The organism is Caballeronia sp. HLA56 (assembly GCF_054655155.1).
On the sequence record NZ_BAAHOB010000005.1, the window covers coordinates 1,849,275 to 1,861,112 of the forward strand.

The 11,838-nt window shown below is 62.1% G+C and carries 10 protein-coding genes; 5 read left to right on the plus strand and 5 right to left on the minus strand.

The window, feature by feature from the left end:
* Positions 1–23: 23 nt before the first annotated feature.
* On the minus strand, positions 24–956 hold the full coding sequence (locus tag ACYQ47_RS28185; RefSeq protein WP_244825293.1) for a LysR substrate-binding domain-containing protein: 933 nt from the start codon (positions 954–956) through the stop codon (positions 24–26).
* A 280-nt stretch (positions 957–1,236) separates the two neighbouring features.
* Here ACYQ47_RS28185 and ACYQ47_RS28190 point away from each other — a divergent pair, with 280 nt between their 5' ends.
* From ACYQ47_RS28190 to ACYQ47_RS28205, 4 genes are all read left to right on the plus strand, one after another.
* On the plus strand, positions 1,237–2,808 hold the full coding sequence (locus tag ACYQ47_RS28190; RefSeq protein WP_250464715.1) for an ABC transporter ATP-binding protein: 1,572 nt from the start codon (positions 1,237–1,239) through the stop codon (positions 2,806–2,808).
* A 2-nt stretch (positions 2,809–2,810) separates the two neighbouring features.
* The gene (locus tag ACYQ47_RS28195; protein WP_244825291.1) at positions 2,811–3,917 is read left to right on the plus strand and encodes an ABC transporter permease; all 1,107 of its coding nucleotides are present in this window, start codon (positions 2,811–2,813) and stop codon (positions 3,915–3,917) included.
* A gap of 13 nt (positions 3,918–3,930) precedes the next feature.
* A complete protein-coding gene (locus ACYQ47_RS28200) occupies positions 3,931–4,860 on the plus strand; it encodes an ABC transporter permease (protein ID WP_244825290.1) in 930 nt (309 codons plus the stop codon).
* Positions 4,861–5,016: 156 nt separating this feature from the next.
* Positions 5,017–6,102 (plus strand): BMP family ABC transporter substrate-binding protein, encoded by a 1,086-nt coding sequence (locus ACYQ47_RS28205; protein ID WP_244825289.1) that lies wholly within the window; start codon positions 5,017–5,019, stop codon positions 6,100–6,102.
* A 73-nt stretch (positions 6,103–6,175) separates the two neighbouring features.
* Here ACYQ47_RS28205 and ACYQ47_RS28210 read toward each other — a convergent pair whose 3' ends face one another.
* The 4 genes from ACYQ47_RS28210 to ACYQ47_RS28225 form a co-directional block, all read right to left on the minus strand.
* Entirely contained in the window at positions 6,176–6,385 is a 210-nt protein-coding gene (locus ACYQ47_RS28210; protein ID WP_244825288.1) for a dodecin, read from the minus strand.
* Positions 6,386–6,559: 174 nt separating this feature from the next.
* Positions 6,560–7,051 (minus strand): hypothetical protein, encoded by a 492-nt coding sequence (locus ACYQ47_RS28215; protein WP_244825287.1) that lies wholly within the window; start codon positions 7,049–7,051, stop codon positions 6,560–6,562.
* A 318-nt stretch (positions 7,052–7,369) separates the two neighbouring features.
* A complete protein-coding gene (gene mscL, locus ACYQ47_RS28220) occupies positions 7,370–7,813 on the minus strand; it encodes a large conductance mechanosensitive channel protein MscL (protein WP_244825286.1) in 444 nt (147 codons plus the stop codon).
* Positions 7,814–7,985: 172 nt separating this feature from the next.
* Positions 7,986–9,374 carry a DUF2252 domain-containing protein gene (locus ACYQ47_RS28225; RefSeq protein ID WP_244825285.1) on the minus strand — a complete coding sequence of 463 codons (1,389 nt, stop codon included), beginning with the start codon at positions 9,372–9,374 and terminating at the stop codon, positions 7,986–7,988.
* Between the two features lie 221 nt (positions 9,375–9,595).
* On the opposite strand from ACYQ47_RS28225, the gene glgX reads away from it, so the two are divergent.
* A complete protein-coding gene (glgX, locus tag ACYQ47_RS28230) occupies positions 9,596–11,806 on the plus strand; it encodes a glycogen debranching protein GlgX (protein ID WP_250492328.1) in 2,211 nt (736 codons plus the stop codon).
* The last annotated feature ends 32 nt before the right edge of the window (positions 11,807–11,838 follow it).

Genomic DNA, 11,838 nt, shown 5'->3' on the forward strand with positions numbered 1-11,838 from the left:
CAAGAACGCCGCAAGAACCGTTTTCAAGGCTGATCGATAAGCGAGCGCGTTGCTTCCGCGACGAGACCGCGTAGCCACCGAACCTCATCGGAGTAATGACAGCGCTCGTGCCACAACTGGTAGTACTGCATGGGCGGAAAGTCGAGCGGCGCCGGCACGACGGCAAGCGGCAGGAACCTCGCGTAGTGATCGGCGAAGAGGCGGGTAGTCGTGAAGACGAGATCCGACTTGATCAGCACATAAGGCGCGAGATTGAAGTAAGGCAGCGTGACCACGACATGACGCTTGAGCCGCTCGCGCGCCAGATGCACGTCGATCGCCCCGCGCTGCCCGACCGAATAAGGCGTGGGCGCAAGATGCGGCGCGTTGAGATATTGATCGAGCGTGAGACCGCCGCGCTTGGCGAACGGATGTTGATTGCTGACGAGACACACGATCTTGTCGACGAACAGATTCGACAGATGCAATTGCTCCGGCGGTTCGGGCCAGTTGCCGACGACGATATCGAGCTTGCCGTCTTCCAGCGCGAGTTCGTAATCGAACGCGGGTCCGAGCGAATGGAATTCGAGCGTTGCATTGGGCGCGGCCTGCCGGAAGCGCTCGACAACCGTCGGCACGAACAGAACGTTCAGATAGTCGGGACAGCCAATGCGATAACACCGCACCGACGTGGAAGGGTCGAAATTATGCTGCTGCACCTTGATTCGCTCGATCTCGCGCAAGGCATTCTGCGTGGGTTCGAGCAAGCGTAGACCGTATTCGGTGGGTACCATCCCGGACTTGCCGCGCACGAGCAGCGGATCTCCGGTGATGTCGCGTAGACGCCGGAGCGCCGCGCTGATGGCAGGTTGCGACTGATTAAGCTTGACGGCCGCACGGGTGACGCTGCGTTCCATCAGCAAAGTGTGCAAGACGCGCAATAAGTATGTATCGATCGCCTCGCGCTGCTGACTCATGTTATCTCCGCTATAGCCAGTATATGTTCTGGCTGATCGTTCGTAGGGTGTTGCATATCATTTTTAATATGACGGAGAGATTACGTCAAGGTGTGGCTTACCCGCAAAGACTGGGAGAGCGGCGCATTGCATCGAATTTTGAGAGATCGACTTCGTGTCGCGAATTCTGTAAATTCTGCCCGCGGTATGGTTTGATGCGACACCTTTGTGTCACAAGACCCGTCTGCGGTCCTTTTCTTCCAGCTCGGCCTGCCGGTGGCCGGGCGCACTCCGTGAACTCATGGGCAACGCCATCACCCCTACGGATACGCCACCGCGCCTGGCGCTATCCGGCATCAGCAAGCAGTACCCGTCCGTCAAGGCCAACGACGGCGTGAACCTCATCGTGAAGCCAGGCGAGATTCACGCGGTGCTCGGCGAGAACGGCGCGGGCAAGTCCACGCTGATGAAAATCATCTATGGCGCGGTGCGTCCGGATGAAGGCGAGATTCGCTGGCAGGGCGAAGTCGTCGAAATCGGCAGTCCGGCGGCGGCGCGCAAGCTCGGCATCGGCATGGTGTTCCAGCACTTCTCGCTGTTCGAGACGCTGACCGTTGGCGAAAACATCGCGCTCGCGCTCGACGACAAGTTCGACATGAAAGCGCTGTCCAAGCGTATTCGCGATGTGTCGGCGGACTACGGGCTCGATGTCGATCCGCAACGTCACGTTCACAGTCTCACCGTCGGCGAACGTCAGCGCGTGGAGATCGTGCGCTGTCTTCTGCAGAACCCGCGCTTGCTCATCATGGACGAGCCGACTTCGGTGCTGACGCCGCAAGCGGTCAAGAAGCTCTTCACCGTGTTGCGACGGCTCGCGGCGGAAGGGTGCAGCATTCTCTACATCAGTCACAAGCTCGACGAAATCCGCGCGCTCTGCGAGAACGCCACCGTGATGCGCGGCGGCCGCGTGACCGGCAATGTCGATCCGCGCAACGAAACGGATGCCTCGCTCGCGCAATTGATGGTCGGCCATTCGCTGCCGGATTATCAGCGTCGCCAACACACGCCGGGCGATGTTCGGCTCGCGGTGAAGAACCTTTCGGTGGCGAGTCCCGATCCGTTCGGCACGTCGCTCGAAAACGTCTCCTTTGCCGTGCAGGCGGGCGAGATTTTCGGGATCGCGGGCGTGTCGGGGAACGGTCAGGCGGAATTGCTCGCGTCGCTCTCGGGCGAGATTCGCGATTCCCATGTCGCAACGGACGCCGTGTCGATCTGTGGCACGCCAGCCGCGCGGCTGTCCGCGGGCGCGCGGCGGCGTCTGGGCTTTGCGTTCGTGCCGGAAGAGCGGCTCGGGCGCGGCGCGGTTCCGGCCATGTCGCTCGCCGAGAATGGCTTGCTCACCGCGCACCGGCAGAGCATGGTGCGCGGCGGCTGGGTCAACTCGCGCGCGGTCAAGAGCTTTGCCGATCGCTGCATCAAGGCCTTCGACGTGCGTTGCGGCGGCAGCGGCGCGTTCGCGCAAAGTCTGTCGGGCGGCAATTTACAGAAGTTCATCGTCGGCCGCGAGATTCTTCAGGAGCCGAAGGTGCTCGTCGTCGCCCAGCCGACCTGGGGCGTCGATGTCGGCGCGGCGGGCTTCATCCGCCAGCAGTTGCTCGATCTCGCGGCGCGCGGCGTCGCCATTCTGGTGATCTCCGAGGAACTGGAAGAACTGTTCGACATCTGCGACCGGCTCGCCGTGATCGCGCGCGGCAAACTGTCGCCGGTGCGCAAGACGCGCGAAACCAACGCGGAGGAAGTCGGCCTGTTCATGGCCGGACTCTTCGACGGAAAGCGCGCGCCCGCAGCCGAACTCGACTCATTGAGCAAGTAAAGATGATCTTCCCTTATCGACTCGAAGCGCGCCCGACACCGTCGCGCGCCATGCAGCTCGCCGTGCCCGTGGTCGCCGCGGTGGCGACGCTCGTCATCGGCTTCCTGATTTTCAGTCTCGTCGGGCAGGACCCGCTGCGCGCGATGCACGCGTTCTTCGTCGAACCGCTCTCGAACGTGAACGGCTGGTCGGAGCTCGTGCTGAAGGCGTCGCCCTTGTGCCTGATCGGGCTCGGGCTTGCGGTCGGTTATCGCGCGAACGTGTGGAATATCGGCGCGGAAGGGCAGATGCTTCTTGGCGGCATCGTCGCGGGCGGCATCGCCATCCATGTCGGCGATACCTCCGGCTGGTGGACGCTGCCCTTGATGATGCTCGGCGGCGTCGTGGGCGGCATGCTCTGGGCGGCGATTCCCGCGCTGCTCAAGAGCCGCTTCAACACCAACGAGATTCTGACGAGCCTCATGCTCACCTACGTCGCCACGCAGTTGCTGATCTATCTCGTGAGCGGCCCGTGGCGCGACCCCGAAGGCATGAACTTCCCCATCTCGGCGATGTTCGGCGACGACGCGCTCTTCCCGCGTCTCTACGGCGACTGGCACTGGACGTGGCTCAAGGGCACGCGTATCAACGCGTCGGTGTTTCTCACGGCCATCGCGGTGCCGCTCGTGTGGGTTTTCATGCGCAAGAGTTTCGCGGGCTTTCGCATGAACGTGGGCGGTCTTGCGCCGCTCGCCGCGCGCTACGCCGGTTTCTCGGACAAGAAGACCATCTGGACCTCGCTCCTGCTCTCGGGCGGCCTTGCCGGGCTCGCGGGCATGGGCGAAGTGGCCGGGCCTATCGGGCAATTGCAGGCGGGCTGGTCGCCGGGATACGGCTTCACGGCGATCATCGTCGTGTTCGTGGGACGGCTGCATCCGGTGGGCATCGTGCTCGCAAGTCTCCTGATGGCGCTGCTCTACCTCGGCGGCGAAGCGGTGCAGACCTCGCTGCAACTGCCGCAGGCGCTTGCGGGCGTCTTCCAGGGCTTGCTGCTCTTTTGCCTCCTCGGTTGCGACCTGTTCGTCAATTACCGCATCCGGCGCCGCGCGATCGCGCATCACGCTTCCTGACGAGACCTACGACATGGATATCAATCAAGCCAGCAATCTCGCCTCGAGCGCGGTCGTCGCGGCCATTCCGCTGATGTTCGCGGGCGCGGGCGAACTCGTCGCGGAAAAGTCCGGCGTGCTCAATCTGGGCGTCGAGGGAATGATGCTGATGGGCGCCGTCACCGGCTACGCGGTGACATCGATCACGGGTAATCCGTGGCTCGGCATCGTCGCGTCGATTTTCGCGGGCATCGCGATGGCGCTGCTGTTCGGCTTTCTCACCATCACCATGCTTGCGAATCAAGTCGCCACCGGCCTTTCGCTGACGATCTTCGGCATCGGCTTTTCGGCCTACGTGGGCAAGCCGTACACGTCGGCGGCAGTGCGCGCGAGCATCGACGTGATGCCGATTCCGGGTCTTGCCAGCATTCCCGTGCTCGGCCCGGCTATCTTCTCGCTTACGCCGCTCGGCTATCTTGCGTTCATCATGTTTGGCGTGATCGGCTGGTTTCTTTACAAGACGCGTGCGGGGCTCGTGCTGCGCTCGGTCGGCGAATCGCCTTCGGTCGCGCACTCGGTGGGCTTTCCCGTGGTCGGCGTGCGCTACGGCGCAACGCTCTTCGGCGGCGCGATGGCCGGTATCGCGGGCGGCTATTACTCCATCGTCTATTTGCACGTCTGGCAGGAGCAGCTCACGTCCGGACGCGGCTGGATTGCACTCGCGCTCGTCGTGTTCGCCACGTGGCGGCCAGGGCGTCTTTTGATCGGCGCGCTCTTGTTCGGCGCCGTGATGGCGCTGCAGTTCTACGCGCAGGCCATCGGCGTGCCGGTGCCGACGCAGTTTCTCGCGATGTTGCCGTATATCGCGACCATCGTCGTGCTGGTGCTGATCTCGCGCAATCCGAACACCATCAAGCTGAACGCGCCCGCATCGCTTGGCAAGCCGTTCTTCGCGGCAAGCTGAACGTGGATTTGGCAACGCGCGCGCGGTTCTCCGCTGTTGCAGGGAGGCAGCACGCGCGCCGTCAGACGGTTCCGTTGCGATTTTTTTCCGACGAAACTGGCGCACGTCGTTTTCCATTTCGTGGCTCATCAAACAACATCGACCAGGAGAAACACAATGAATAAACCATGGCTGAAGGCAATCGCGGCAACCGTCGCTTTGTCCGCCACGCTCGCGACGGCGAGCGCGCAAGCGGCGGATGCACCGGGCGTCGCGTTCGTCTATCTCGGCAATCCGGGCGATGCAGGCTGGACCTTCGCGCACGACGCGGGCAGCAAGGAAGCCGAAGCGAAGTTCGGCGACAAGATCAAGATCACGCGCGTGGAAAACGTGCCGGAATCCGCCGACTCGGAGCGCGTGTTCCGCGATCTGGCGAACAAGGGCAACAAGGTCATCTTCGGCACGAGCTTCGGCTATCAGGACTTCCAGTTGAAGGTGGCGAAGGATTTCCCGGACACGATTTTCCTCACGGCCACGGGCTTCAAGAAGGCCAAAAACTTCGGCACATATGACGTGCGGATGTATCAAGGCGCGTACTTGGCAGGCGTCGCCGCCGGTTATGTGACGAAGAGCAATACGTTGGGCTTCGTGGCATCGGTGCCGATTCCCGAAGTGGTCCGCAACATCAACGCGTTCACGATGGGCGCGCGTTCGGTGAATCCGAAGGTCCACACGAAGGTCATCTGGATCAACAGCTGGTTCGATCCGGGCAAGGAAAAGCAGGCTGCCGAAACGCTGATCGGTCAGGGCGCGGACGTGCTCTTGCAGAACACCGACTCGAACGCCACGCTCAACACCGCGAACGAGAAGCACGTGTTCGCCTTCGGCTGGGATTCGAACATGAAGAAGTTCGGCCCGAACGCGCATTTGGGTTCCGTGGTCGCGCACTGGGGCGTGTACTACAACGCGGTCATTCAGCAAGTGCTCGATGGCAAGTGGAAGAACGACCCGGTGTGGCTCGGCATGCCGCAGAAGGCCGTGGACCTCGAAGACCTGAACAGCAGCGCGATTCCGCCGAAGGCCATGCAAGCCGTGTCGGCGAAGCGTGACGATCTGCACTCGGGCAAGTGGGATGTGTTCACGGGTCCGATCAAGGATCAGTCGGGCGCGGAAAAGGTGCCGGCCGGCAAGACGCTGACCGACCCGGAAATGCAGCGTATCAACTGGTACGTGGAAGGTGTGGACGGCTCGTTGCCGAAGTAAGCCTCGCGAGCAGGCTGCGAGACGAAAAACCGCGCGTCGTGCTGCCACGACGCGCGGTTTTTAATTGAAGCAATCAGTCTTCGATACGCAAGCCGACCTTGATCGTCACCTGCCAGTGCTGGATCTTGCCGTCTTCGACATGTCCGCGCGTTTCCGTCACTTCGAACCAGTGAATGTTGCGCAGCGTCTTCGATGCCTTCGACAGTGCGACGCGCACGGCGTCATCGCTCGATTCCTGCGACGAGCCGGTGAGTTCGATCTGCTTGTAGACGTGTTCCGTCATGATGTTCTCCTTGTGAAAAGCATGGCGATCGCTCGGGGCGAACGGGTGCAATGCGAAATACTCGCGGTGTCGATGCAGCAAGGCGTGCGCCAACACACAGCCGACGCATGAAAGACGCGCGCCTCGCGAAAAAGCGAGGCGCGGGGGAAAACATCGAAGGAATTCAGCCGGGAATCAGCGCAGCGGACGCGATGCGGCGTCGCCCGCATCCTGACGACGCGCGCCGCGCCGCCTGCGCGCCGAAACGGTTGCGCCGAATTCGCTCAAGATCTGCGTGCGAGCGCGGCTCGCAAACACGAGGAAGCCGAAGCCGTTCGCTTCGTACCAGTAGCCGCCGTTCTCCAGACCGTCGAGCGGCTGTTCGAGCGCGTTCGTGATCGACTCCACACAGCGCCTGTGCAGTTCGTCGATGGCGGGATAGGGCGGTTGAGCGCCGCGCACGCTGCATAGCAGGACATCGAGCCCTGGCAGCACATGCGCGTAGAGCACAGGCTCGTCTTGCGCGCGAGCGCGTGCAATTTTCGTATCGAGCTGACCGAACGGCTTGAAATGCCGCACCACGGCGAGGAAAGACTCGTCGCCATCAGCTTTCACACGTTTACGCTTTTTCGGGAAGGACATAAAAACTCGCCTGAAAAAGATTTGCAAGAAACGCAGCGTCCTCATGCGGCCACTCCCGTCTTGCGTGCCGCACGTCGATCTTTTATAGCGCATCGATGTGATCCGGTCACGGTGATTCGCAAACTTGAATGCACGCCGGGTTCTGCTACCGGTGCACACCCGTGGCGCACGAATCATGCCGATGACCGTTTGGCGGCCCGCTGGCATCCCTCTGAGCATCTATCTCAATAATAGTCCCGCTGCTGCCCTGTCGAACAGCCTAAAGAAAGAAAAAAGCGGGGGGGCGCACCAATTGACGGGTGGGTGCGCCCGAATGCAATGCGCTCACGCGCTCGACAAACCCGGCTTGCGGCCGTGATCGAATCAGACGCGCGGCCGTTTCAGCTCGTCGCGGATCTCGCGCAGCAGCAACACGTCTTCGGGCGTGGCGGCGGGCGGCGGCGGCGCTTCGGTGGGCTTGCGCAAATTGTTGATGAACTTGACCATCAGAAAGATGATGAACGCAAGGATGATGAAGTTGATCAGTACGGTAATGAACGAACCGTAGCCGAACACCGCGACACCCGCGGTCTGCAAGTCCTTATACGAATCGGGATTGCCTTTATAGCTGGGCGGTATCTGGCCCAGACGTATGAAAAGGTTCGAGAAGTCGAGCCCGCCCGTGGCCAGACCGACCACTGGCATGATCAGATCCTTCACGACGGAGTTGACTATCGTCGAGAAAGCGCCGCCGATGATCACACCAACGGCGAGGTCCATCACGTTGCCTTTGAGGGCGAAGTTCTTGAATTCGTCGATCATGCTCATGCGCGGCTTCCTCCGGTTGGTGTGAGACGTTTTTTGCGAGCTAAAAGCGGCAGCAAGGGCTATGCCATTGATCCACAGACGAAACGCCATAAGGCGCGCGCTTCGTCCAGAGACACGAGCATGATAGTCAATTCGCTCGATGAACGTGCGCGCGGCGCGCGGGACATGCCTTTCAGGTCGTGCTCACGTGCCCCACGCTGATGGCCGCGCAGAAAGCCGCGTGATCCGCGACGGTCTGTGCGCCGTAGCGTTCGGCCCAGCTCGCATAGGCGGCGTCGAACTTGTCGGAGGTGCCGCAATAGCCCGTGATCAGCGCGGCGTCGCCCGTGCGGGCGTGCGCGCGAGCGAGCAGAAGGCCGAGACACCACGCGTAGAAATCGAAGGTCGCGCCATGCAGCCAGTCGACCGGAATGGAGCCGCGAATCTGCTTCATCTGGCGTACGTAGAAATCGCGCCCGGCGATGGTCGTCCAGCCAAGCAGCGCATCCGACGAACTCTGCATGAGCCTTTGCCCTTGCACGACGCGACGCCCCTGATGCTGCTGCGTCTCGTCGAGTGGCGCGACGAAGGGCGCGGCGGCCGGCACGATGCCTTCCTTCACCTGGATGAACAGCGGGTCGCCGAGCGCCCGGCCGAGCATGAGCACGAGATAGGCGCGTGTGCCGACACTGCCGACGCCCACCACGCGATGCGCCACATCGGCGACTTCGTAGCGTTCCAGCATGATGCGCCATTCGCCCGCGATGGTTTGCAGATACGGCTTCAGGCCATCGACCACATGATTCTTCTCGGCGGCGTCGAGGCGCGTGAGAATCGGCGGATCGACCTTGAAGCGCCAGCTTTTGCCAGCGGGTTCGGCGACCTTGGCGAGCATGGTCGCGTGCGACCGCTTCATCGCGCGCTCGACCGTTTTCGTGATGGTTTCCTTCTCGCTGGCATCGAGCCTGGTCGGCGCGTCGATGTGGAGGGCGCTCGCGTATGAACGCATTTGCCAGAGATCGTAGGGGCTCACCTGCCAGAGCGAAGCCATGGACGTGCGATACGCCGCGCATGCCGAACGCACCGCGCGCTCGCGACCGCTCGCATCGACGCCATTTTCGCGCGCCGCCACGTTGATGCTCGCGGTGAGGCGCTTCAGGTCCCACTCCCACGGACCGACGAGCGTTTCGTCGAAATCGTTGAGGTCGAACACCACGTCCTGACGCGGCGTGCGAAAGAGTCCGAAGTTATTGATGTGCGCGTCGCCGTCGATGATCACGTTGTGCCCGATCGAGGGCGACTTCGCCAGATCCCAGGCCATGACCGTGGCCGACCCGCGCAGGAACGCAAACGGCGACTCGGCCATGCGCGCCATGCGCAGCGGGATGAGCCGCTCTTGACGGCCGGCGTTGACGGCGAGCACGCGCTCGACAGGGTTCGGCCGGTTGGCTTCGGGCTGCCAGCCCGCGTGGGCTTCGAAGGGCACGGCGTCGCGCAGCGCGCGGCCCTTGGCGCGGCTTTCCTCGGCCGTGCCAAGCGTATCGGATGATGTCGATGCCAAGGAGTTCGGGCGCGTGGGCAAGCGAATTCTCCTTCAGACGCTTACGCGCCGATAGTTTTTACAAGGCACGCCCACTCACTCGGTCGGCGTGTCGATCTAATCTTGCGCCGAAGCAAGCATCACGCCGGAGGGGCCTGCGTGCGCGTGGGCACGCGATGTGCTCACTCATGTCCGCTGGAATCGCCCAACGCGACACATCATCCCGACGCTTTACGCGTCACTCTATTCGAACTCATCATCTCATGCCGAACGAACTCCGCATTGCCGAGGGCTCTCCCTTTCCGCTCGGCGCGACCTGGGACGGAAAAGGCGTCAACTTCGCGCTGTTTTCCGCCCACGCCACCAAAGTCGAGCTGTGCCTCTTCGACGAAAAGGGCGAGCAGGAGACGCATCGCATCGAATTGCCCGAATATACCGACGAAGTCTGGCACGTCTACATCAACGACCTGGCGCCTGGCGCGGTCTATGGTTATCGCGTGCACGGACCGTACGAGCCCGAAGCGGGACATCGCTTCAATCCGAACAAGTTGCTGCTCGACCCGTATGCCAAGGCGCACGTTGGCGAACTTAAATGGGACCCCGCCGTGTTCGGCTACACGCTGAACGCGGAAGGCGACGATCTCACCTTCGACGAACGCGACAGCGCGCCCTTCATGCAGAAGTGCCAGGTCGTCGATCAGACGTTCTCGTGGACGCACCCGACACGTGGCCGCGTGCCTTGGGAACACACGATCTTCTACGAGACCCACGTGCGCGGCTTCACGAAACGCCATCCGGCGATTCCCGAGCATATGCGCGGCACGTTCGAAGGGCTCGGCCAGAAGGAAATCGTCGATTACATCAAGAGTCTGGGCGTAACGTCCGTCGAACTGATGCCGATCCAGGCGTTCGTCAACGACAGCTACCTGCTCGACAAGGGACTCACGAACTACTGGGGCTACAACACCATCGGCTTTTTCGCTGCCGATCCGCGCTTCTTTGCGCGCGGTTCGGGTGCGATCGCGGAGTTCAAGGAGATGGTCGACCGCCTGCACGAAGCCGGCCTCGAAGTGATCCTCGACGTGGTCTACAACCACACCGCCGAAGGCAACGAACGCGGGCCGACGCTGTCGTTCCGGGGTATCGACAACGCGTCGTACTATCGGCTGATGCCGGACGAGCCGCGTTACTACATCAACGATACGGGCACGGGCAACACGCTCAATCTTTCGCATCCGCGCGTCTTGCAGATGGTCACCGACAGCCTGCGTTACTGGGTGACGGAAATGAACGTCGATGGCTTCCGCTTCGACCTCGCCACCATTCTCGGACGCGAGACCTATGGATTCGACGAAGGCGGCGGGTTTCTCGACAGCTGCCGTCAGGACCCTATCCTCGCGACCGTGAAGCTGATCGCGGAGCCGTGGGATTGCGGTCCGGGCGGCTATCAGGTCGGCGGTTTCCCGCCGGGCTGGGCGGAATGGAACGACCGTTATCGCGATACCGTGCGCGGTTTCTGGAAGGGCGACGAAGGCGAAGCGCCAGAACTCGCCACGCGCATGACCGCGTCGGGCGACAAGTTCAACAAGCGCGGACGCCGTCCGTGGGCGAGCGTGAACTTCATCACGGCGCATGACGGCTTTACGCTCAACGATCTCGTCTCCTACAACGACAAGCATAACGACGCGAACGGCGAAGACAACAAGGACGGCCATTCGGACAACAAGTCGTGGAACTGCGGCGTGGAAGGTCCGACCGACGATCCCGAGATTCGCGCGCTGCGCGAGCGCCAGAAGCGCAATCTGCTCGCGACGCTCCTGTTCTCGCAAGGCACGCCGATGATCCTGGCCGGCGACGAATTCGGCCGCACGCAAGAGGGTAACAACAACGCGTATTGTCAGGACGACGATATCAGCTGGGTGAACTGGGATATCGACGACGAAGGTCGCGCGCTTACCGAGTTCGTCCGCAAATTGACGACCTTGCGTCATACGCTGCCCGTGCTGCGGCGTCAGCGCTTCCTGACGGGCGAGTATCGCCAGGATCTCGAAGTCGCGGACGTTAAGTGGCTTAGTCCGGACGGCCAGGAACTGTCGGACGAGCAATGGGGCGACCCGAACATGCGCTGCTTTGGCATGGTGCTCGACGGTCGCGCGCAGGCGACGGGCATTCGCAAGCCGGCATCCGATGCGACGTTGCTGCTTATCGTCAATTCATATCACGATGTCGTGGATTTCAAGCTGCCTGATATCCCGGGCTCGGATCAGTGGAGTTGCCTCATCGATACGAACGCGCCGATTCGCGAGGAACTGGAAGATTTCGACTCGGGCAACGTGTATCAGGTGACGGGGCGTTCGCTGCTGCTGTTGGCCTTGCATGCGCGCGGCGCGACGCGGCGAATCTTCAAGCGACTGGAAGAAGCGCTGACGGATGACGTGCCGCCCGATGCGCCGGAAGACAAACCGGCCGCGTGAGGAATGAGATGACCCTTGCGTAGTGACCGGAC

What these genes read in the sequence shown, in the direction of transcription:
- ACYQ47_RS28195 (WP_244825291.1), top strand. Translation starts at nt 2,811, where the DNA reads ATGATCTTCCCTTATCGACTCGAAGCGCGCCCGACACCGTCGCGCGCC.
- ACYQ47_RS28190 (WP_250464715.1), top strand. Translation starts at nt 1,237, where the DNA reads ATGGGCAACGCCATCACCCCTACGGATACGCCACCGCGCCTGGCGCTA.
- ACYQ47_RS28205 (WP_244825289.1), top strand. Translation starts at nt 5,017, where the DNA reads ATGAATAAACCATGGCTGAAGGCAATCGCGGCAACCGTCGCTTTGTCC.
- ACYQ47_RS28200 (WP_244825290.1), top strand. Translation starts at nt 3,931, where the DNA reads ATGGATATCAATCAAGCCAGCAATCTCGCCTCGAGCGCGGTCGTCGCG.
- mscL (WP_244825286.1), bottom strand. Translation starts at nt 7,813, where the DNA reads ATGAGCATGATCGACGAATTCAAGAACTTCGCCCTCAAAGGCAACGTG.
- ACYQ47_RS28185 (WP_244825293.1), bottom strand. Translation starts at nt 956, where the DNA reads ATGAGTCAGCAGCGCGAGGCGATCGATACATACTTATTGCGCGTCTTG.
- ACYQ47_RS28210 (WP_244825288.1), bottom strand. Translation starts at nt 6,385, where the DNA reads ATGACGGAACACGTCTACAAGCAGATCGAACTCACCGGCTCGTCGCAG.
- glgX (WP_250492328.1), top strand. Translation starts at nt 9,596, where the DNA reads ATGCCGAACGAACTCCGCATTGCCGAGGGCTCTCCCTTTCCGCTCGGC.
- ACYQ47_RS28215 (WP_244825287.1), bottom strand. Translation starts at nt 7,051, where the DNA reads ATGAGGACGCTGCGTTTCTTGCAAATCTTTTTCAGGCGAGTTTTTATG.